The 21,886-nt window shown below is 60.7% G+C and carries 20 protein-coding genes, 1 tRNA gene and 1 pseudogene; 16 read left to right on the top strand and 6 right to left on the bottom strand.

Annotated elements, in window-relative coordinates:
* The first annotated feature begins 98 nt into the window (after positions 1–98).
* The gene (locus tag AACW87_RS00375; RefSeq protein WP_277606856.1) at positions 99–860 is read left to right on the top strand and encodes a Nif3-like dinuclear metal center hexameric protein; all 762 of its coding nucleotides are present in this window, start codon (positions 99–101) and stop codon (positions 858–860) included.
* A gap of 85 nt (positions 861–945) precedes the next feature.
* Here AACW87_RS00375 and purN read toward each other — a convergent pair whose 3' ends face one another.
* On the bottom strand, positions 946–1,584 hold the full coding sequence (gene purN / locus AACW87_RS00370) for a phosphoribosylglycinamide formyltransferase (RefSeq protein ID WP_241326322.1): 639 nt from the start codon (positions 1,582–1,584) through the stop codon (positions 946–948).
* A 5-nt stretch (positions 1,585–1,589) separates the two neighbouring features.
* On the bottom strand, positions 1,590–2,627 hold the full coding sequence (purM, locus tag AACW87_RS00365; RefSeq protein WP_043137490.1) for a phosphoribosylformylglycinamidine cyclo-ligase: 1,038 nt from the start codon (positions 2,625–2,627) through the stop codon (positions 1,590–1,592).
* A 175-nt stretch (positions 2,628–2,802) separates the two neighbouring features.
* Between purM and upp the strand changes: the two genes are divergently transcribed.
* The 3 genes from upp (at position 2,803) to hda (ending at position 5,398) form a co-directional block, all read left to right on the top strand.
* On the top strand, positions 2,803–3,429 hold the full coding sequence (upp, locus tag AACW87_RS00360) for a uracil phosphoribosyltransferase (protein ID WP_043137488.1): 627 nt from the start codon (positions 2,803–2,805) through the stop codon (positions 3,427–3,429).
* A gap of 144 nt (positions 3,430–3,573) precedes the next feature.
* Positions 3,574–4,593 carry a DUF2066 domain-containing protein gene (locus AACW87_RS00355; RefSeq protein ID WP_241326265.1) on the top strand — a complete coding sequence of 340 codons (1,020 nt, stop codon included), beginning with the start codon at positions 3,574–3,576 and terminating at the stop codon, positions 4,591–4,593.
* Positions 4,594–4,696: 103 nt separating this feature from the next.
* Positions 4,697–5,398 carry a DnaA inactivator Hda gene (gene hda / locus AACW87_RS00350; RefSeq protein ID WP_005320168.1) on the top strand — a complete coding sequence of 234 codons (702 nt, stop codon included), beginning with the start codon at positions 4,697–4,699 and terminating at the stop codon, positions 5,396–5,398.
* 107 nt (positions 5,399–5,505) lie between these two features.
* Here the strand turns inward: hda and aceA are convergent, their stop codons facing one another.
* The 4 genes from aceA to AACW87_RS00330 form a co-directional block, all read right to left on the bottom strand.
* Positions 5,506–6,819: an isocitrate lyase gene (aceA, locus tag AACW87_RS00345; protein WP_043137483.1), complete on the bottom strand. Its 1,314-nt coding sequence runs from the start codon at positions 6,817–6,819 to the stop codon at positions 5,506–5,508.
* A gap of 75 nt (positions 6,820–6,894) precedes the next feature.
* A complete protein-coding gene (gene aceB / locus AACW87_RS00340) occupies positions 6,895–8,502 on the bottom strand; it encodes a malate synthase A (RefSeq protein WP_241326264.1) in 1,608 nt (535 codons plus the stop codon).
* 715 nt (positions 8,503–9,217) lie between these two features.
* Positions 9,218–9,364, bottom strand: a complete 147-nt coding sequence (locus tag AACW87_RS00335; RefSeq protein WP_241279829.1) for a hypothetical protein — start codon at positions 9,362–9,364, stop codon at positions 9,218–9,220.
* A 258-nt stretch (positions 9,365–9,622) separates the two neighbouring features.
* Positions 9,623–9,699, bottom strand: a tRNA-Pro gene (locus AACW87_RS00330).
* A 273-nt stretch (positions 9,700–9,972) separates the two neighbouring features.
* Between AACW87_RS00330 and AACW87_RS22585 the strand changes: the two genes are divergently transcribed.
* The 12 genes and pseudogenes from AACW87_RS22585 (at position 9,973) to AACW87_RS00270 (ending at position 21,817) form a co-directional block, all read left to right on the top strand.
* The gene (locus AACW87_RS22585) at positions 9,973–10,212 is read left to right on the top strand and encodes a hypothetical protein (RefSeq protein ID WP_445206836.1); all 240 of its coding nucleotides are present in this window, start codon (positions 9,973–9,975) and stop codon (positions 10,210–10,212) included.
* Complete coding sequence (locus AACW87_RS00320; protein WP_445206838.1) at positions 10,209–10,379, top strand: hypothetical protein; 171 nt, start codon at positions 10,209–10,211, stop codon at positions 10,377–10,379. Before AACW87_RS22585 ends, AACW87_RS00320 begins: the two co-directional genes overlap by 4 nt.
* Positions 10,376–10,495: pseudogene (locus tag AACW87_RS00315) on the top strand (tRNA adenosine(34) deaminase TadA); the annotation flags it as partial. The gene AACW87_RS00320 and the pseudogene AACW87_RS00315, both read left to right, overlap by 4 nt.
* Before the next feature lie 47 nt (positions 10,496–10,542).
* A complete protein-coding gene (tadA, locus tag AACW87_RS00310; RefSeq protein ID WP_339385722.1) occupies positions 10,543–11,082 on the top strand; it encodes a tRNA adenosine(34) deaminase TadA in 540 nt (179 codons plus the stop codon).
* Between the two features lie 205 nt (positions 11,083–11,287).
* A complete protein-coding gene (locus AACW87_RS00305) occupies positions 11,288–13,525 on the top strand; it encodes an ABC transporter permease subunit (RefSeq protein ID WP_103471210.1) in 2,238 nt (745 codons plus the stop codon).
* A 50-nt stretch (positions 13,526–13,575) separates the two neighbouring features.
* The gene (gene pstA, locus AACW87_RS00300; RefSeq protein WP_241326263.1) at positions 13,576–15,225 is read left to right on the top strand and encodes a phosphate ABC transporter permease PstA; all 1,650 of its coding nucleotides are present in this window, start codon (positions 13,576–13,578) and stop codon (positions 15,223–15,225) included.
* A 204-nt stretch (positions 15,226–15,429) separates the two neighbouring features.
* A complete protein-coding gene (gene pstB, locus AACW87_RS00295) occupies positions 15,430–16,248 on the top strand; it encodes a phosphate ABC transporter ATP-binding protein PstB (RefSeq protein ID WP_043137469.1) in 819 nt (272 codons plus the stop codon).
* Positions 16,249–16,431: 183 nt separating this feature from the next.
* Positions 16,432–17,142 carry a phosphate signaling complex protein PhoU gene (phoU, locus tag AACW87_RS00290; protein ID WP_042036494.1) on the top strand — a complete coding sequence of 237 codons (711 nt, stop codon included), beginning with the start codon at positions 16,432–16,434 and terminating at the stop codon, positions 17,140–17,142.
* A gap of 192 nt (positions 17,143–17,334) precedes the next feature.
* Positions 17,335–18,654, top strand: coding sequence for a hemolysin family protein (locus tag AACW87_RS00285; protein ID WP_241326262.1), 1,320 nt, complete (start codon positions 17,335–17,337; stop codon positions 18,652–18,654).
* Positions 18,655–18,672: 18 nt separating this feature from the next.
* Complete coding sequence (locus AACW87_RS00280; protein ID WP_172955303.1) at positions 18,673–19,212, top strand: hypothetical protein; 540 nt, start codon at positions 18,673–18,675, stop codon at positions 19,210–19,212.
* Positions 19,213–19,504: 292 nt separating this feature from the next.
* The gene (locus tag AACW87_RS00275; protein ID WP_241326261.1) at positions 19,505–20,407 is read left to right on the top strand and encodes a homocysteine S-methyltransferase family protein; all 903 of its coding nucleotides are present in this window, start codon (positions 19,505–19,507) and stop codon (positions 20,405–20,407) included.
* Between the two features lie 9 nt (positions 20,408–20,416).
* The gene (locus AACW87_RS00270; protein ID WP_241326260.1) at positions 20,417–21,817 is read left to right on the top strand and encodes a basic amino acid/polyamine antiporter; all 1,401 of its coding nucleotides are present in this window, start codon (positions 20,417–20,419) and stop codon (positions 21,815–21,817) included.
* The last annotated feature ends 69 nt before the right edge of the window (positions 21,818–21,886 follow it).

Here is a 21,886-nt window from a genome sequence, read left to right as displayed (position 1 = left end):
GGCGGTCTGGCTCGATTATCATGGGGTCCTCGGCGCTTTGTGCCTGGACCCTGTTTTTATTGGTAGAGCAGGGAACCTGGCCTCAACAAGGGACCCTTATGATCTCTCATCGGAAACTCGAAACCCTACTCAACCATCTGCTCGAACCCCACGCCATCAAGGATTATTGCCCCAATGGCCTGCAGGTGGAGGGACGCGAGCGCATTCGCAAGGTGGTGACCGGGGTCACCGCCAGCCAGGCCCTGATCGACGCGGCCGTGGCCGCCGATGCGGATGCCATCCTGGTGCACCACGGCTACTTCTGGAGCGGCGAACCGGCCCAGATCACCGGCATGAAGCAGCGCCGTCTCAAGACCCTGCTGACCCACGACATCAACCTGTTTGCCTATCATCTGCCACTGGATGTGCATCCCGAGGTGGGCAACAACGCCCAGCTCGCCAGGCTGCTGGACATCAAGGTACGCCGCGGCCTGGAGCCCTGGAACAGCAAGAGTGTCGCCATGGTGGGCAAGCTGGAAGAACCCATGAGCGGCAGCGACTTTGCGAAGCTCATCGCCGAGCGGCTCGGTCGTGAGCCGCTGCATTGCGGTGACAGCGGCCCCGAGCTTATCCGCTCCGTGGCCTGGTGCACCGGCGGTGGCCAGAGTTATATCAATCTGGCGGCGGAGCAGGGGATCGATGCCTTCATCTCGGGCGAAGCCTCCGAGCAGACCATCCACACAGCCCGCGAGATGGGCATGCACTTCTACGCCGCCGGCCACCACGCCACCGAGCGTTACGGCATCAAGGCGCTGGGGGAGTGGCTGGCGACCGTGCACGGGCTGGAGGTGACCTTTATCGACATCGATAATCCGGTTTAAGTCATGCGCCGGCCGATGGCTGCTGTACTGCAAAAGACAAAAAAGGGAGGCCACAGGCCTCCCTTTTCACATCTCGGTGTTTCCGCTACTCGCTGGCATAACCCGCCGGGCCAAGTGCGGCACCGTCCAGCAGGACGGCATCACCTTGCATTCTCAGTCTTCCCTCGCAGAACCACTGCACCACCAGCGGGTAGATGCTGTGTTCCTGCACTTGCACCCTGGCGGCCACCTCGTCCGCGTCATCCCCTTCGAAGATGGGGACGCGGGCCTGCAGGATCACCGGGCCGCCATCCAGCTCTTCGGTGACGAAGTGGACGCTGGCGCCGTGCTCACTGTCACCGGCGTCGATGGCGCGCTGGTGGGTGTGCAGGCCCTGGTATTTCGGCAGCAACGAGGGGTGGATGTTGAGCATTCTCCCCGCGAAGTGACGCACCAAGGGGGCGCTCAGGATCCGCATAAAGCCGGCCAATACCACCAGGTCCGGCTTATAGTCCGCCATCAACGCCTGCAGGGCGAGGTCGTAGTCATCCCGGCTGGCAAACTGCTGCTGGGCCAGAATGGAGGTCGCCACCCCGGCCTCTTTGGCGCGAATCAGACCATAGGCATCGGCCTTGTTGCTGATGACGCCGACCACCTCGCCGGCAATCTTGCCGCTGGCGCAACTGTCGAGAATGGCCTGCAGGTTGCTGCCGCTGCCGGAGATCAGCACCAGAATGCGTGTCATCGGGCTCATCGGATGATGACCTGCTCCTCGCCATCGGCAGCCTTGGCGATATGGCCGATGTGCCAGGCGTTCTCGCCTTCCGCCTTGAGCAGGGTCAGGGCCTTTTCCAGCTGGGAGGCAGGCAGGGCTATGATCATGCCGACGCCGCAGTTGAAGGTACGGTACATCTCGTGGCGGGTGACGTTGCCGGCCTGCTGCAGCCAGCTGAACACCGCCGGCCACTGCCAGCTCTGCTCGTCGATCACGGCTTGGGTGTTGGCGGGCAGCACGCGGGGGATGTTCTCCCAGAAGCCGCCGCCGGTGATGTGGGACAGGGCGTGGATCTCGCACTCCTTGATGAGCTTGAGCACGGGTTTCACATAGATGCGGGTCGGCTCCAGCAGGGCGTTGGCCAAAGTGGTGTCACCGAGTGGCTGATGCACGTCTGCCTTGGAGACTTCCAAGATCTTGCGCACCAGGGAGAAGCCGTTGGAGTGGGGGCCGCTGGCGGCCAGGGCGATCAGGGCATCGCCGTCACCGACCTTGCTGCCGTCGATGATCTCGCTCTTCTCCACCACGCCGACGCAGAAACCGGCGATGTCGTAGTCTTCCCCTTCATACATGCCCGGCATCTCGGCGGTTTCGCCGCCCACCAGGGCGCAGCCGGATTGCTCGCAGCCAGCACCTATACCGGTGACCACGGCGGCGGCCGTGTCTACATCCAGCTTGCCGGTGGCATAGTAGTCGAGGAAGAACAGTGGTTCGGCGCCTTGCACTATCAGGTCATTGACGCACATGGCCACCAGGTCGATGCCGACGGTATCGTGCTTTTTCAGATCGATGGCGAGACGCAGCTTGGTGCCCACACCGTCGGTGCCGGAGACCAGTACCGGCTCCTTGTAGCCCGCAGGGATTTGACACAGGGCCCCAAAGCCGCCAAGACCACCAAGGACTTCAGGACGACGAGTGCGCTTTGACACGCCCTTGATACGTTCAACCAGTGCATTGCCGGCATCGATATCTACGCCAGCATCCTTGTAGCTCAGTGAGGTTTTGTCAGTCACGCGTATTCCCCGTCATATAAAGAAGTGGAGGGTAAAATTCGGGGCGTATTCTAACAGTGGCCGGGTAAAAGCAGAAAGGAAATCGTTTGCGCGTTTTTGCGTGGAAAAGCTCTACAAGCGTCGGCTTTTGTTGTATGATTCCGCGATTTTTTTGCGGCAGTTAGAGGAGATAATAATGAAAGTCGTTGAAGTCAAACACCCCCTGGTCAAACACAAGATCGGGCTGATGCGTGAAGGCGATATCAGCACCAAGCGTTTCCGTGAACTGGCCAAAGAAGTGGGCAGTTTGTTGACCTACGAAGCGACCTCTGACTTCGAAACCGAGAAGGTTACCATCGATGGCTGGAACGGGCCAGTGGAAGTTGACCAGATCAAGGGCAAGAAGGTCACGGTCGTGCCTATCCTGCGTGCCGGTCTGGGCATGATGGATGGCGTGCTGGAGCACATGCCGAGCGCCCGCGTCAGCGTGGTCGGTATCTACCGCGATGAAGAGACCCTGCAACCGGTTCCCTATTTCGAGAAAATCGTCAGCAACATCGAAGAGCGTCTGGCACTGGTCATCGACCCCATGCTGGCCACCGGCGGCTCCATGATCGCCACCATAGACCTGCTGAAGAAGAAAGGCTGCCAGTCCATCAAGGTGCTGGTGCTGGTTGCCGCGCCGGAAGGGATCAAGGCGCTGGAAGCCGCTCACCCCGATGTAGAGCTCTACTGCGCCTCCGTCGACAAAGGCCTGAACGAAAAGGGCTACATAGTCCCGGGTCTGGGCGATGCCGGCGACAAGATCTTCGGTACCAAGTAAGGTGATGCATTGACCCGCTTCCCATGTGGAAGGGGTGATCGGAGCCGGCGCCTCGCCGGCTCTGCTGTTTATCCCCCTCCAGCTTGCTGCAATGCGCGCCTTGCCGCTACCATAAGCACCATCTCCCATTTCGAGACTCTTCTCATGTTCAAACGTGTTGTGACCGCCCTCTGCTGCGGCTTGTCATTCATGGTCTCGGCCGCTCAGGTGACCGATCTCTATCAGGGCAAGGCGCCCACCAGCGGTGACATGGTGGCGGCCCAGTCCCAGGCGTTGGGGGATGTGCTGGTCAAGGTGACCGGCAAGCGGGATATCCTCACCCAACCGGCCGTGGTCAAGGCGCTGGCCGCCCCTGGCGACTATGTGCAGCACTACGGCTATCAGGATGTGGGGCCGGTCAAGTTTCTCAAGGCCGACTTTGACGTCGCCAAGGTCAACGCCTTGATCTCCCAAAGCAAATTTGCCCTGCTTGGGCCGGCCCGGCCTCAGGTGGCCATCTGGCTGGTGATCAATGAGGGAGAGCGCCGCGTCCTGCCGGATCAGTCCAGCGATGGCTGGGCCGCCGCGCTGCGAACCCAGAGCCAGGCCATGGGCCTGCCGGTCAGCATTCCCTTGATGGATCTCGATGACAACATGGCGGTCAATGCCACCGATGTCTGGGGCCGCTTCGCCGATCCCATCCTCAAGGCGAGCCAGCGTTATGGCGCCGAGATGGTGGTGCTGGGCAAGCTGACCCCGGAAGGGGAGAAATGGAGCATAGACTGGGGCCTCTATGGACCCAAGGCCGGTGGCGAGCTGGCCGAGTTGACCCGCGGCAGCGGCAGCGGCAGCCAGGCCGAGGTGGCGCAGGGATTTGCCGATGGGCTGGCGGCCTGGCTGGTACAAAACTATGGCGCCCGCATCTCGGGTGTTGCCTCCAGCCAGACCCTGGTGGTGGAAGGCTTGTCCGGCATAGACGGCATGATCACGGTGCAGAAGATGCTGCAGGGCATGGCCAGCGTCACCAAGGTGGAGATAGGCAAGCTGGAGGGGGACAAGGTCACCTTCAACCTGGCGTTGCAGGGGGACAAGGCCGAGCTCATCCGTGGCTTGCAACTGGAGAGCCGGCTGCGCCAGATTGATGATAATGACAGCGGTTTGCGCTACCAATGGTCGCAGCCCTGATCATTTCTGCCTTGTACCAACCGCCCGGCCAAGTCCGGGCGGTTCTCTATCTGCCTTTGCGATGATACACTCAGCCACAAATGTCACAGTCAAAGCCCAACGAGTGAAGCAACCGGCCCAACTGTCTTTAGCCGTACAATTACCGGATGATGAAACCTTCGTCAGTTTTTATCCCGGCAACAATGCTCATCTGATCACCGCCCTCAAAAATGCGGCCATCGGTCAGGGATCACCTTTCCTCTATTTCTGGGGCGCCAAGGGATCGGGACGCTCCCACCTGCTGCACGCCACCTGCGCCGAGGTCAATGCCCGCGATGCGGCGGCGGCCTATCTCTCCCTCGATCAGTTCGAACAGCTGGATCCCAGCATGCTCGACGCCCTCGAAAGTCTGCCGCTGGTCTGTCTGGACAGTCTGGAAGCCATCGCCGGCAATGCGCAGTGGGAGCGGGCCCTGTTCGATTTTTACAATCGCTGGCAGGAGAAGGGCGAGGGTACTCTGGTGGTCACGGGTTGCAGCGCACCGCGCAAGCTGGGGCTGCAGTTGCCGGATCTCGCCTCCCGCCTCGACTGGGGGGTGAGTTTCCATCTCGACGAGCTGGATGATGAAGGCAAGCTCAGTGCCCTGCAGCTGCGTGCCGAGCTGCGGGGCTTCAAATTGCCCATCGACGTGGGCCGCTTCCTGCTCAACCGACTCTCCCGCGACATGCGCACCCTGCTTACCACCCTCAATCAGCTCGATAACGCCTCATTTCGCGCCAAGCGCAAGCTCACCATCCCCTTCGTCAAAGAGATCCTCGAACTCTGAGCCGGCGGTGACCGCCTGTCTGCGCTGCATCCTTGAGCGGCGAGCAAAAAGAAACCCCGGCACCTGGCCGGGGTTTTTGTTCGAGCGAGGTGGCTCGCATGCGGCTATCAGTGGAACTGATCTTCTTCGGTGGAACCTGTCAGCGCTGTCACTGACGATTGGCCCCCTTGGATGACGGTGGTCACCTTGTCGAAGTAACCCGTGCCCACTTCCTGCTGGTGTGCCACGAAGGTGTAACCACGGCTGGCGGCGGCAAATTCCGGCTCCTGCACCATCTCGACGTAGTGCTTCATCCCCTCGCCACGGGCGTACTGGTAGGCCAGTTCGTACATGTGGAACCACATGTTGTGGATACCCGCGAGGGTGATGAACTGGTACTTGTAACCCATGTCGGACAGCTCCTGCTGGAAGCGGGCGATGGTGGCATCGTCCAGGTTCTTCTTCCAGTTGAAGCTGGGGGAGCAGTTGTAGGCCAGTATGGTGTCCGGGTACTGCGCCTTGATGGCTTCGGCAAACTTGCGCGCCTCGTCCAGATCCGGCTTGGCGGTTTCACACCACACCATGTCGGCGTAAGGGGCATAGGCCAGGCCGCGGGAGATGGCCTGCTCGATACCGGCCTGCACCTTGTAGAAGCCTTCTGCGGTGCGCTCACCGGTCAGGAAACCGGCATCGTAAGGGTCTGCATCCGTGGTCAGCAGGTCGGCCGCGTTGGCGTCGGTACGGGCAATCACCAGGGTGGTGGTGCCGCAGACGTCGGCTGCCAGGCGGGCGGCGACCAGCTTTTGTACCGCTTCCTGGGTGGGGACCAGTACCTTGCCACCCATGTGGCCGCATTTCTTCACCGAGGCCAGCTGATCTTCGAAGTGCACGCCGGCGGCACCCGCTTCAATCATCCCCTTCATCAGTTCGAAGGCGTTCAGCACGCCGCCGAAACCGGCTTCGGCATCCGCCACGATCGGCAGGAAGTAGTCGATGAAACCGGCATCCTGCGGACCCACCTTGTTGGCCCACTGGATTTGGTCGGCACGGGCAAACGAGTTGTTGATGCGCTCCACCACGGACGGGACAGAGTTGGCCGGGTAGAGGGACTGATCCGGGTACATGGTGGAGGACAAGTTGTTGTCCGCCGCCACTTGCCAGCCGGAGAGGTAGATCGCCTCTATACCCGCCTTGGCCTGCTGCACCGCCTGGCCGCCGGTCAAGGCGCCGAGACAGTTGACGTAGCCTTTCTTGGCGCTGCCGTGGATCAGTTCCCACAGTTTGTCGGCGCCGCGCTGAGCCAGGGTGTGCGCCGGCTGCAAGCTGCCGCGCAGGTTCACCACGTCTTCGGCGCTGTAGCCGCGTTTGATCCCTTTCCAGCGGGGGTTTTCTGCCCAGTCTTTCTCGATAGCCTGGATCTGTTGCTCACGGGTCAGTGCCATATCAGTTCCCTCTTTCATTGATTTCACGTTTCCATTGACTTGTTATTGGCGGGCTCCGCTGGGGAGACCCGGAGTTCAGAGCCGTTCGTAACCGGGCAGCGTCAGAAAATCGATCAGGGTGTCGGCGCAGGTGATCTGCTCCATCAGCTCGCTCGCCTCGGCAAAGCGCCCCGCTTGCCAGCGGGCATCGCCCAGCTCGTGTTTGACCACCTGCTGCTCCTCGGCCAGCATCTGGCGGAACAGCGCCTTGGTCACCACCTGGCCGTTCGACAGGCTCTTGCCGTGGCGGATCCACTGCCAGATGGAGGTGCGGGAGATCTCGGCGGTGGCCGCATCTTCCATCAGGCCATAAATGGGCACGCAGCCGTTGCCGTTGATCCAGGCTTCCAGGTATTGCAGGGCGACCCGGATGTTGGTGCGCATGCCCGCCTCGGTGCGCTCACCCTCGCAGGGGGCCAGCAGGTCGGCGGCCGTGATGGGGGCATCCTGCTCGCGCAGCACGCCGATCTGGTTCTTGGCGCCAACAGGAATGGTGGCGTTGAACACCGCCATGGCGGTGTCGGCGAGGCCGGGGTGGGCCACCCAGGTGCCGTCGTGGCCGTTGTGGGCTTCGCGTTCCTTATCCGCCTTGACCTTGGCAAACACCTGCTCGTTGACGGCCGCATCCTTGGCCGGAATGAAGGCGGCCATGCCGCCCATCGCCAGCGCGCCGCGCTTGTGGCAGGTCTTGATCAGCAGCCGCGAATAGGCGGAGAGGAAAGGTTTGTCCATGGTGACTACCTGACGGTCCGGCAGGACCCGATCAGGGTGATTCTTCAAGGTTTTGATGTAGCTGAAGATGTAGTCCCAGCGGCCGCAGTTGAGCGCGACTATGTGATCCTGCATCTGATAGAGCAGCTCATCCATCTCGAACACCGCAGGCAGGGTTTCGATGAGCACTGTGGCCTTGATGGTGCCGCGGGGCAGGCCGAACTTGTCTTCGGTCCAGGCGAACACTTCGCTCCACCAGCGCCCTTCCAGATGGCTCTGCAGCTTGGGCACATAGAAGTAGGGGCCCGAGCCCTTGGCCAGCAGTGCCTGATGGTTGTGCAGGAAGTAGAGGGCGAAGTCGAACAGGCCGCCTGGGATGGGGGCGCCATCGAAGGTCACATGTTTTTCAGGCAGATGCAGGCCACGCACCCGGCAGATGAGCACGGCCGGATCCGGGTTCAGGGTATAGGCTTTTCCTTCCGGACTGGTGTAGGAGACGGTGCCGTTGACTGCATCGCGCAGGTTGATCTGCCCCTCGATCACCTTGTTCCAGGCGGGGGCCAGTGAATCCTCGAAGTCCGCCATGAACACCTTGACGTTGGCATTGAGGGCGTTGATCACCATCTTGCGCTCGACCGGTCCGGTGATCTCCACACGGCGGTCCTGCAGATCGGCTGGAATACTGCGAATGGTCCAGTCACCGGCACGGATGTGGGCGGTTTCCGGCAGGAAGTCCGGCAGCTCGCCGCCATCGATGCGGGCCTGGCGTGCCACACGTTGTTTCAGCAATTCCCCTCTTTGGGGCGCGAAGCGTTCCACCAGTTCGGAGACCAGAGCCACCGCGTCCGGCGTCAGAATTTGCGCGTATTCGGGCAGCATCTCGCCCTGGATGCGAAGGCGGGCGCTGCAGTGGGTCTGAGCCGGTGCCGACATAAGGTTCACTCCTTTGAGAATTACATTTTGAACTTACTAACTACGACTAAAGTCGATCCCTGTTCTTTCAAACTTCCCGTAACAACGGGATAACACGATTCATAAGGTGCGAAATATTACCCTGTTCGTCAACCACTTTTTTAAAACGCCTGTTTTTGACCGGTGGTTAAGATGATGTTTTTAATGGACTTATGTGATTAGCGCAAAAGCTCTATGCAGATGGTTATGCGCTTGTTTTCCGACCCCTGATGGTGGTGTGATCCAGTAGAGGGAATACGGCTCGGGATGTAACTTATTACGTAATAAAATTACAAATGCAAAAACAAATCCCGACCTAACTCCAAGCTTTCAAAAAACAGCTGTATGAAATGAGAACGGCGATCCCAGTGAATATCCAGCTCCTGCCAACATTGGCTAGTGAACGTTTGTTTAAAACTTGGATGGTGAATGGGGGCCGAATGGGATTTACCCCACCAGCGAGGGGAAAGTGACGAGCAATAACGTAGGTTTGTATCACCTTGGCCTGACAACTCGCAGAGGGAGGGGAGGGTGATGGGTAGTGAATGCAACTGGTTATGTTCAGTTTTTCAGCATTTTATTGTTATTTGTATCAGCGGGCCTTCCTGGCCCCTCGGGAGGATGAAAGGGTGGCGAAATTCACGGCTCAGCGGCCACACTCTCCTGTTGCGTGCGGGGGATCCCTTGAGGGGCGGGATCAGTAATCGTCGTCCGGCGCCGCCAGATCGACCACGTCAAGACGCACTATGGTGCCGTATTCAGTGCCGTATTCGTTATCACCGAGCTCGACGTTCGGTAGTGGCAGGGGGGCCAGATCGGGTTGTGCGTCAACTGCTTGCGTCATGGGTGCTTGCCTCGTTGGATTGCAAGCCGGTTGGTGACTCCATCACCCGGATTTCCACCTCCCTGTATCCATTGCCGGCGGAAAAGTGGCGTATCCTAGCGATACTCGCCAGCGGTTTCAAGTGGTTCTGTATAAAAAACATGCCGTCGATAGTGATGGCTCTGTGGGCAAGGCGTTTGGCAGGACAATAAAGATGGGAAGCGGGCAACGAGGCAAAAAAATAGCCCAGTCGCGAGACTGGGCTATTTTCGGGGAAAATGGTCGGTGTGAGAGGATTCGAACCTCCGACCCTCTACACCCCATGCAGATGCGCTACCTGGCTGCGCTACACACCGACGAGGTCAGTCTGAGCTGACGGAAATGAGTCTAATGATATGGATCGGTTGGTGCAACTCCTTTTTTATCAGGGAGATGCCGACTGCTTCTTTATTGCGCAACCAAGATGTAGCTTGGGCCTGCAGGTGAGATTTGGCATAATCGCCGCCCCGTGTTGCGGTGCGTGCATCCACTGCTAGGCGAGCAGCCTTGCCGGGTGATCGCGTATGTCGTCATCAGCCGCTTGGCAGGGGCCGATCCTGGATAACCGCATCCGGGTAAAGAAGAGACGGATGAGCGATCAATCAGGCCGGGAAGCAGGACAAACCGTCATGAACAAGCTGTCGAGAGAGGACAGGGGCGTGGAACCACCAGAAATCGCACCGTGCTTGGGGCATGGCGAGCAAGACGAGCGCTGGATGCGCCACGCCATGGCGCTGGCCGCCAGGGCCGAGGGGGAAACGGGTGAGCTCCCGGTCGGCACGGCGCCAATGTTCAAGGCACAAAGGCAATATAAAGAGGTAAGGGCGTGACGCCATCAGAGAATGCTGACGCCTTTGAGCAAGCGCAGCAGGATGAACGCTGGATGCACCATGCCATGGCACTGGCCGCCAGGGCCGAGGGGGAAACGGGTGAGATCCCGGTCGGCACGGCGCCAATGTTCAAGGCACGAAGGCAATATAAAGAGGTAAGGGTGTGACGCCATCAGAGAATGCTGACTCCTTTGAGCAAGCGCAGCAGGATGAACGCTGGATGCGCCACGCCATGGCACTGGCTGCCAGGGCCGAGGGGGAAACGGGTGAGATCCCGGTCGGCACGGCGCCAATGTTCAAGGCACAAAGGCAATATAAAGAGGTAAGGGCGTGACGCCATCAGAGAATGCTGACTCCTTTGAGCAAGCGCAGCAAGACGAGCGCTGGATGCGCCATGCCATGGCACTGGCCGCCAGGGCCGAGGGGATAGGCGAGATCCCGGTCGGCGCCGTGCTGGTGCTGGGGGACGAGGTGGTCGGTGAGGGGTGGAATCGCTCCATCAGCGCCCATGACGCCTGCGCCCATGCGGAAATCATGGCGATCCGCGCCGCCGGTGTCCGGCTGGAGAACTACCGGCTGCTCGACACCACCCTCTATGTGACGCTGGAGCCCTGCTGCATGTGCGCCGGCGCCCTGATCCACAGCCGGGTCAAGCGGGTGGTGTACGGGGCGCAGGATCTCAAGACAGGGGCGGCCGGGTCCGTGTTCGAGATATTGCAGGACCCGCGCCACAACCACAGGGTCGAGTTGACCAGCGGTGTGCTGGCGGAAGCCTGCTCGGCCCAGCTGTCAGCCTTCTTCAAGCGTCGCCGCGCCGAGAAAAAGGCGGCCAGACTGGCGCTGCAACAAAGCGGCGGCCCCGCCGTCTGACACCAAGGGGGTGAGCCGCCTCGCCCCCTCGTTTGATGCCTTCATATATCCTCATATAAAACAGCAGGTTGGCACTGCTGCTTGCCGACAACGCCCTGCCTGAATGCCCCCCAAAATAACCTCTTCACAGAGGGCCTCGATGTAACAAAACTGTCATGCAACCGCCATATAATGCCGCCAAGCCTAGCTCACATTGAGGTCTTGCATGTCATCGGAATCGATAAACTTGGGTATGGCGGGCAGTAGAAAGCGCCGTATCAAGGATAAGTTGGCCAAGTACGGGGTCACCACGGGTGGTGCCCTGGTGCTGGTGGCCCTGTTGCTCATTTTCTTCTACCTGCTCTATGTGGTGAAACCCATCTTCAATGGCGCCACGATGGAGCCGACCGCGTCGTTCACGCTGCCCGTTGCGGGCAAGACCGCCTGGCTCGGGATGGAGGAGCAGAACGAGATTGGCTACCGCTTCAGCGACAAGGGGCTGGTCAACTTCTTCGCCGTCCAGGGGGATGGCAAGGTCAAGGTGGGTCAGGCGCTGGGTCAGGCCCAGGTCGCGGGTGACATCACCACGGTCGCGCCGCCGGCACCGGGTCAGAAGCTCATCGCCTACGGTTTTGCCGATGGCAAGGCGCTGGTGATGCAGCCCTACTTCAAGGTCTCCTATCCCAACGACGTGCGGGTCATAGAACCCAGCCTGCAGTATCCCTTCGGCGAAGCGCCCGTGGTGATAGATCCGCAAGGGAAAGCGTTGCAGCTGATGGTGTTCGAGGCGACCAAGGAGAAGATGGCCACCGCCGCCGTGACCGAGGATGGCCGCGGCGTGATGACGGTCATGAGCGGCGAGGAGAACTTCCTCTCCGGCGAGGTGGAGTGGAGCGCCCAGAACTACAGCATTCCCTCCCTGCCGCGTCATGTGGATCAGCTGTTGCTGACCCCCAATCTGCGCATCCTGTTCGTGCGTGAGGGCAACCGTCTCTCCGTCTACGACATTCACAACCTCAATGACATCTCCCTGCGCAACGTCATGGAGATCAATGCCCCCAACGCCAACGTGACCCGGGTCGAGCTGCTCTCCGGTGCCTCCTCTCTGCTGGTGGGCAACGACAACGGCGTCATCTCCCAGTGGTTCGAAGTGGCCAAGGACGGCAAGCGCCAGTTCACTCCCATTCGTGACTTCAAGGGCGATGGCCCGGTCGACTTGCTGACCCCGGAGCACTTTCGCAAGGGCTTCATCAGCGCAGGCAAGGATGGCACCGTCAGCTTCTTCCACGCCACCGGCGAGACCAAGCTGCTGAGCGAGAAGGTCGAGGGCGGCTCCCTGTCGGCCCTGGCCATTTCGCCACGCCACAACGTGCTGCTGATGCAGCAGGGGGATGGCTTCAAGCTGTTTGCGGTGGAGAATGAGCACCCCGAGGTGACCTGGTCTGCCCTGTGGCAGGAGGTGTGGTACGAAGGCTATCCTGAGCCCCAGTATGTGTGGCAATCCACCTCCGCCAGCAATGACTTCGAAGCCAAGCTGAGCCTGGTGCCGCTGGTGTTCGGCACCCTGAAAGCCTCCTTCTACGCCATGATGTTTGCGGTGCCGCTCGGCGTTGCCGGCGCCATCTACACCGCCTACTTCATGTCGGCCGGGCTGCGCAAATACGTCAAGCCGACGGTCGAGATCATGGCGGCACTGCCGACCGTTATCCTGGGCTTCCTGGCGGGTCTCTGGCTCGCTCCCATCATAGAGGGGGCGCTGCCCGGGGTGATCCTGCTGCTGATCCTGCTGCCGATGGGGATGCTGCTGACCGCGCTGGTGTGGAACTACCTGCCGGAGCGTGGCCGGTCGTGGTTGCCTGAGGGCTGGCACGCCATCCTGCTGATTCCTGTGCTGCTGCTGATCGGCTGGGGCGCCTTCGCGGTGAGCCCGCTCATCGAGAACGCCTTCATGCACGGCGATTCGCGCATCTGGCTGACCCACGAGATGGGTATCAAGTTTGACCAGCGCAACTCTCTGGTGGTCGGAATCGCCATGGGCTTTGCCGTCATCCCCACCATCTTCTCCATCGCCGAGGATGCGGTTTTCTCCGTGCCCAAGCATCTCACCCAGGGCTCACTGGCGCTGGGGGCGACCCCCTGGCAGACCCTGAGCCGGGTGGTGATCCTCACCGCCAGCCCGGGCATCTTCTCGGCCGTGATGATGGGCCTTGGCCGCGCCGTTGGCGAGACCATGATAGTACTGATGGCCACCGGCAACACCCCCATCATGGACTTCTCCATGTTCCAGGGACTGCGCACCCTGGCCGCCAATATCGCGGTGGAGATGCCGGAATCGGAAGTGGGCAGCTCTCACTATCGGGTGTTGTTCCTCGCGGCCTTCGTCCTGTTTGTGTTCACCTTTATGTTCAACACCCTGGCCGAGTTCATTCGTCAGCGGTTGCGTGAAAAATACAGCTCTCTGTAATGAGCCGTTCCATCAAAAGCGGCGTTCTGTATATGAACAAGGAATCGATAATGGGTAAGTGGTTTAAATCAGGGGCCCCCTGGATCTGGATGACCGGCGGTGCCGTCAGCCTGAGTCTGGTCGCGGTACTGGGTCTGCTGCTGCTGATTGGCTGGCGCGGTCTGGTCTACTTCTGGCCTCACCCCATCTATGAGTGGCAGCTCGAAGATGCAAACGGCAACAAGAGCGTGCTGATCGGCGAGATCAACGACCGTGAACTGGTGCCGGTGGAGCGGCTGCGCGCCGCGGGCTTGCCGCTGGAGGGGGAGGAGCGCGAGCTGCTGACCCGCTACCTGGTCAAGACCGGCAACCGCGAGTTCGTCGACCTCGATTTTCGCTGGGTGCTGGAGACAGACATCAAGTCCCAGAGCCTGCCGACCGAGCTGGCCATGGTGGAGCGTGCCACCAACGGCAACTTCTACGGCTACATAGTCGGGGTCAAGGAGGACGGCCGCGAGCTGAGCCAGGATCTGCATCCCGCGCTGCAACGGGTGCTGGCCCGTGCCAACGATCTCTCCGAACAGGCTGACGATCTGCAAAAAGGGGACATAGGCAGCATCAACTATCAGCTGGAGCGGCTGCGCCTGAAAGAGCGTAAGGCCGAGCTGGACGACAAGCTGACCGATCAGCTTAAAACCCAGCTTGCCGAGCAGCGTCAGGCCCTCAATGACAACTATCAGGTGCTGGAGAAGCAGCTCTTCTCCCTGCGTGCCCAGGCGGACAGAGACTCCATCACGGTCAAGGACATGCGTGGCGAGCTGGTGGTCATGCCCATGTCCAAGGTGCTGGACGTGGTGTGGCCCAACGACATGAGCCTGCTGGCCAAGGTGGACTACTGGTTCCACCAGATCGGCAAGTTCGTCTCCGACGATCCCCGTGAGGCCAACACCGAGGGCGGCGTATTCCCGGCCATCTTCGGCACCGTCTTCATGGTGTTCCTGATGGCTATCATAGTCACGCCGCTCGGCGTGGTGGCGGCTGTCTACCTGCACGAGTACGCGGGCAAGAACAGCCTGACCAAGATCATCCGCATCGCCGTGATCAACTTGGCGGGTGTGCCCTCCATCGTGTACGGCGTGTTCGGTCTGGGCTTCTTCGTCTACACCCTCGGCGGCTCGCTGGATCAGCTGTTCTATCCGGAAGCGCTGCCGAGCCCGACCTTCGGCTCCCCCGGCGTCATCTGGTCGGCGCTGACCCTGGCCATCCTGACCCTGCCGGTGGTGATCGTTTCCACCGAAGAGGGGCTGGCCCGGATCCCGAGCACCATTCGCCAGGGTTCGCTGGCACTGGGCGCCACCCAGGCCGAGACCCTGTGGCGCATCGTGCTGCCCATGGCGAGCCCGGCCATCATGACTGGCCTTATCCTGGCCATCGCCCGCGCCGCCGGTGAAGTGGCGCCGCTGATGCTGGTGGGGGTGGTGAAGCTGGCGCCGACCCTGCCGATGGATGGCAACTTCCCGTATCTGCACGTAGAGCGCAAGTTCATGCACCTGGGCTTCCACATTTACGATGTGGGCTTCCAGAGCCCCAACGTCGAGGCGGCGCGGCCACTGGTGTATGCCACCTCCTTCCTGCTGGTGACGGTGATCGTTGGTCTCAACCTGACGGCCATCGGCATTCGTAACCATTTACGCGAGAAGTTCCGTTCTTTGGAGCATTGATGATGAACCTGACGGACATCACAGGCATTCGTAACCACCTGCGTGAAAAATTCCGGTCGCTGGAACATTAATCCAGCCACCCCAGACTGATATTGAGGCAAGGGATGGGCGGCCAAAGATCGTGCCGCCATCTCTCACCACCCAAGCATGACGGTTGCCGGAACATGAATTTGCCGGTCACCACAGACTGATTTGAGGTAACAGATGATCAATGTAACGACAGCTTCCACCCAGCACACTGCCCTGGATCTGCTCAACCTGAGCCCGGAGCAGACCGCGCTGGAGGTCAAGGATCTCAACCTGTACTACGGCAACAAGCAGGCGCTGTTCAACGTCAACATGAAGATCCCCAAGGGGCAGGTGACGGCCTTTATCGGCCCGTCCGGTTGCGGCAAATCGACCCTGCTGCGCTGCATCAACCGGATGAACGATCTGGTGGAGATCTGCCGCATCGAGGGGGAGATCCAGCTGCACGGCCACAATATCTACGACAAGGGGGTGGATGTCTCCGCCCTGCGTCGCCAGGTGGGCATGGTGTTCCAGCGTCCCAACCCCTTCCCCAAGTCCATCTATGAGAACGTGGTCTATGGCCTGCGCCTGCAGGGGATCAACGACAGACGCACTCTGGATGAGGCGGCCGAGCGTTCACTGCGCGGCGCAGCCCTGTGGGACGAGGTGAAGGACAGGCTGCACGACAACGCCTTCGGCCTCTCCGGTGGCCAGCAGCAGCGTCTGGTGATCGCCCGGGCCATCGCCATCGAGCCGGAAGTGCTGCTGCTGGATGAACCGACTTCGGCGCTCGACCCGATCTCGACCCTCACCATCGAGGAGCTGATCAATGAGCTCAAGAGCCAGTTCACCGTGGTCATCGTCACCCACAACATGCAACAGGCGGCGCGGGTCTCGGATCAGACCGCCTTCATGTACATGGGCGAGCTCATCGAGTACTCGAACACCAACACCATCTTCACCACCCCGGCCAAGAAGAAGACCGAGGACTACATCACCGGTCGTTACGGCTAATAGTGTGAGTGGCAGAGCAGGGGTGATAGACATGAACAGCAAGAAACAGATTACCGGTCAGTTCAACGGCTAAGGCATGCTTGGTGCAATAAGGGTTATTGGTATGAGCAAGATGAGCATCAAGAAACAGATTACCGGTCAGTTCAACGGCTAGGGCATACTCGGAGCATAAGGATTATTTGTATGGACAATATGAACCTCAATAAACACATCTCCGGTCAGTTCAATGCCGAACTTGAGAGCGTGCGCAATCAGGTGCTGGTGATGGGCGGCCTGGTGGAGCAGCAACTGACCGACGCCATCGCGGCCATCCACGATCAGGATCTGGATGCGGCGCGCAAGATAGTGGCCAACGATCACAAGGTCAACGCCATGGAAGTAGCGATCGACGAGGAGTGCACCCGCATCATCGCCAAGCGTCAGCCCACCGCGTCCGACCTGCGGCTGGTGATGGCCATCATCAAGACCATCACGGATCTGGAGCGCATCGGCGACGTGGCGGACAAGATTGCCCGCATGCTGACCGACAACGCCAACAAGCCGCAACCGCCGCTGGTATCGCTCGAGAACATGGGCCGGCGCACCATCAAGATGCTGCACGATGTGCTCGACGCCTTTGCCCGCATGGATCTGGAGGCGGCCATCGCCGTCTACAAGGAAGATGACAAGGTGGACCGGGAGTACGAGTCCATCATTCGCGAGCTGATGACCTACATGATGGAAGATCCGCGCACCATACCCCAGGTGCTGAACGTGCTGTGGGCGGCGCGGGCCATAGAGCGGGTCGGCGATCGCTGCCAGCACATCTGCGAGTACATAGTCTATTACGTCAAAGGCAAGGACGTGCGCCACACCAAGGCGGACGAGCTCAATGAGCTGCTCGGCAAGCACTGACCGCAAAATGAATAAAAAGGCGCTTTGGGCGCCTTTTTTGTTGCACTGGGTGCCAGAGTAAGATATCGCCACCCAACAGGCGCTTTTCTGCTAGAATATGCCCCCTGTGTGAGTCCCGGATGGACTCACGGTCTGGTCTCCCAGGCCCAGTTTGCCGTCTTGTGCTAAGACGGGTGTAGCAATAGGTTAATCATGAGTTTTGCCGATAGTTTATTTTTTCTGATGTTGCTGGTTGCCGGCAGCGTGTTCTTCTCTCTTTCCGAGATATCCCTTGCCGCCTCCCGCAAGATCAAGTTGCAGGTGATGGCCGATGAGGGAAACCGCCATGCCGCCAAGGTGCTGGCGCTGCAGGCCCAGCCGGGTAATTTCTTTACCGTGGTGCAAATTGGCCTCAATACCGTCGCCATCTTGGGCGGTATCCTGGGTGAGTCTGCCCTGAATCCTGCCATCAAGGTGTTCATCTCCGGCTTCTATCAAGGCCCCTGGCTCAGCCAGATAAGCTCCGCCGCCTCCTTCGTGTTCGTCACCGGCATGTTCATCCTGATCGCCGACCTGATGCCCAAGCGCCTGGCCATGACCATGCCGGAGCGGATCGCCGTGGTGGTGGTACGCCCCATGCTGCTGTGCGTGACCCTGCTGATGCCGCTGGTGTGGTTCTTCAATGGCATGGCGAATGCGTTGTTCCGTCTGCTGCGGGTCTCCATGATACGCAACGACGAGATCACCTCTGACGACATCTATGCGGTGATGGATGCAGGCGCCGAGGCCGGCGTCATCCAGCGTGAAGAGCATCAGCTCATCGAGAACGTGTTCGAGTTGCAGTCCCTCGGCGTGACCTCCGCCATGACGGCCCGCGAGAGCCTCATCTACTTCACCCTGCAAGAGGGCGAGGAGAGCATCAAGGCCAAGATCGCCGAACACCCGCACAACAAGTTTCTGGTCTGTGACCACAACCTCGACAGCATCAAGGGCTTCGTCGATGCGAAAGAGCTGCTGATCCGAGTCATCAGCGGCCAGAGCATAGACCTCAACAGCGGCTCCCTGGTGCAGAACGTCATCATCATTCCCGACACCCTCAACCTCTACGAGGCGATGGAGTACTTCAAGAACCACAGGGGCGACTTCGCCGTGGTGATGAACGAATACGCGCTTGTGGTGGGGATAGTCACCATGAACGACCTGATGAGTACCGTCATGGGCGAGTGGGCCACCCACGTGGTGGAAGAGCAGATAGTGCAGCGGGACGAAAACTCCTGGCTGGTGGACGGGGTAACCCCCATCTCGGACGTGATGCGGGCCTTCGACATCGAAGAGTTTCCGGATAGCCAGAACTACGAGACCATAGCCGGTTTCATCATGTTCATGCTGCGCAAGATCCCCAAGCGAACCGACTCGGTGAAATACGCGGGTTACAAGTTCGAAGTGGTCGACATCGACAGCTACAAGATCGACCAGCTGCTGGTGACCCGGGTCGAACCCGTGGTGGCCGAGAAGCCTGCTCAGGAATCGTAAAGGAGCTATCAAGGAGTCATGAAGATGCAGTCTCATTCCCGTGCGCTGGCCTGTGTGGCGCTCGCCCTCGCGCTGGGCGCTTGCAGCCAGAGCGCACCCCGCAAGGCCACAGCCGTTGCCAAACCTGTCGCTCCCAAGGCGGTGGTGGTGCCGCAGCCGGATCCCGATGCCGTGGTGCAAAGTGGCGTGGCAGAGCCGAGCCCTGTGTTCGATGAAGAGTATCACGGCCCGGATCAGGGGTCCCTCGAGTCGGTGACCGCCCTGTTTGCCCGCGGCTACATAGAGTCGGCCATGCGCGAGACCATGCTGGCGGCGGTGCACAATGACTATCCGCTGCTCGGCATGCGGGATGTGCGGCTGACCGATCCTGTATCCAAGTTCCTCACCTCCGCCCATGCTGCCACCACGGCCCACGATTATCTCTATGCTGGGGTGCAGCGTCGACTGGGTCGTCCACTGAGCCCGGCTCAGTGGGAGCAGATCTGGCGTGGTCTGCCCCAGCAGGGTCGGGTTTCCGACTGGACCAAACAGATAAAACGGGTGCTGGCAGGGCGTTAAGCCACCTGTTCATCCTGTTGCAATGAGGCCACCCTTGGGTGGCCTCACGCTTTTCTACCTTCTGCCGCTTTCGCTGTTTTCCCGTCTCTGCTGTCTGCTGATGCCCTGTGATACCGATTGCCGTCGGCTCGGCTTTGTTCTATCTTGTTTTAGCCATCTAAACATCCATATGTTTTTATGGCCGTTTTGGCGGTTCACCCTGAATGAGCAAGGCGACGCACAGCCACGCCAGCCAGGAGAACAGCCACAGATGAAACATGCAGACAAACACAACAACAAAGAGACAGGACAGATGGAAACACAGGCATTGTGGGTACTGGACGGTGGCATGGGGCGTGAGCTGGCACGGCGGGGCGCGCCATTTCGCCAGCCCGAGTGGTCGGCGCTGGCGCTGATGGAGGCGCCGCAGACGGTGCGCGAGGTGCATCAGGCCTATGTGGCCAGCGGTGCCCGCGTCATCACCACCAACAGCTATGCGCTGGTGCCGTTTCATATCGGTGCCGAGCGTTTTGCCGCCGAAGGGGAAGCGTTGGCGGCGCTGGCTGGCCAGCTGGCCCGCGAGGTGGCCGATGAACAGGGCGGTGCCGTGCAGGTGGCGGGATCCTTGCCGCCGCTGTTTGGCTCCTACCGCGCTGACCTGTTCGAGGCGGACAGAGTGGGCGAGCTGGCAACGCCGCTTATCCGGGCGCTGGCGCCCCATGTGGACATCTGGCTGGCCGAGACCATGAGCCTGATTGCCGAGCCGCTGGCGCTCAAGGCGCTGTTGCCGGCGGATGGCAAGCCGTTCTGGGTCTCCTTCACCCTGGAGGACGAGGCGCCGGGCAGCGAGCCGACCCTGCGCTCCGGCGAGCGGGTGGTCGATGCCGTCACTGCGCTGGTCGCGGTCGGGGTGGATGCCATCCTGTTCAACTGTTGCCAGCCCGAGGTGATTGAGGCCGCGTTGACGGTGGCTGGCGCCAGATTGCAGGCGCTGGGTCGAGGGGATATTCGCCTCGGCGCCTATGCCAATGCCTTTCCGCCCCAGCCAAAAGAGGCCACCGCCAACGACGGGCTGGACGAGATCCGCGCCGATCTGGGGCCGCTGGATTACCTCGGCTGGGCCGAGCGCTGGCGCACCGTCGGGGCCTCTCTCATCGGCGGTTGCTGCGGCATAGGCCCAGAGCATATTCAGGCCCTGGCCAGACGGCTGCGCTAAGGAGAGCATATGAAAGAGAGCAAAATAGGCCTCTGGTCCCTCACCGCCCTGGTGTTCAGCTCCATGGTGGGGGCGGGCATCTTCAGCCTGCCCCAGAACATGGCCGAGGTAGCCGGCGCCCGCGCCGTGCTGATCGGCTGGGGCGTGACCGGGGTGGGCATAGTGGCGCTGGCCATGAGCTTCCTCTACCTGTCGAGGCTCAGACCGGATCTCGATGGCGGCATCTACAGCTATGCCCGCGCCGGCTTTGGCGATCTGGTGGGTTTTTTCTCCGCCTGGGGTTACTGGCTGTGCGCCACCATAGGCGTGGTGGGCTATCTGGTGATCGCCTTCGCCGCCCTTGGCAGCTTCGTCGATACGCCAACCGAAATCTGGTTTGGCGAGGGCAACACCCTAACCGCCTTTATCGGCGAATCCTGCATCCTCTGGGCCGTGCACCTGCTGGTGGCCCGTGGCGTGCAGCAGGCCGCCCTGTTCAATCTGGTGGCGACCCTGGCCAAGAGTCTGCCGCTGCTGCTGTTCATCCTGTTCGCCTGCTACTGGTTCGACCCTGTGACCTTCGCGGCGGATCAGGGGGGCAGCACGCTTGCTGTGCCGGTCTCCGAGCAGGTGCGCAATACCATGCTGATCACCCTCTGGGTCTTCACCGGGATCGAAGGGGCGGCCGTGCTGTCGGCCCGTGCCAGAAACAAGCGAGATGTGGGCACGGCCACAGTGCTGGGGGTGGTGCTGGCGCTGCTGCTCTATGTGCTCATCTCTGTGCTGGCGCTGGGGATATTGAGCCGCCCTGAGCTCGCGGCCCTGCCCAACCCCTCCATGGCGGGGCTGATGGCCCAGATGACAGGCTCCTGGGGCAAGCTGCTCATCAGCGTCGGCCTCATCGTCTCGGTGCTCGCCTCTTACGTGAGCTGGACCCTGTTCTCGGCCGAGGTGCCCTTCAGTGCGGCGCGCCACGGCGCCTTTCCGGCCATCTTCCGGCGCCAGAATCGCAACGGCACTCCCATAGCGTCGCTGTGGCTCACCAGCCTGACGGTGCAGGGCTGCCTGCTGCTGGTGTGGTTGCTTGGCAAGGGGTATACCAGCCTGCTGCTCATATCCACCTCCATGATCCTGGTGCCCTACCTGCTGATCGGCCTCTTCCTGCTCAAACTCTCCTTGAGTGGCGAGGGCAATGGCCTGATGCGGACTGTAGCGCTGGTGTCGAGCGGCTACGGCCTCTGGCTGCTCTATGCCGCCGGGGTGGAATACCTGCTGCTCTCCTTGCTGCTGTACGGGCCGGGCCTGCTGCTGTTTCTCTACAGCCGCCGTCAGCTGGCTGGCGCCGAACGACTTAGTGGCCGCGAGCGACTGCTGGCCGGGATAACCCTGGTGAGCCTGATTCCCGCACTCTGGTCATTTGCCCATGTCTGATCCGGGCCTGTGACTGGTAATGAAAGAGAGCGCCCTGGTGGCGCTCTCTTTTTTTACTCTGCTGCAAGA

It is taken from the genome of Aeromonas sp. MR7, from assembly GCF_963899385.1.
Taxonomy (GTDB): domain Bacteria; phylum Pseudomonadota; class Gammaproteobacteria; order Enterobacterales; family Aeromonadaceae; genus Aeromonas; species Aeromonas bestiarum.
Note: the sequence above shows the minus strand (reverse complement) of the source record. Positions and strands in the feature narration are given on the sequence as shown.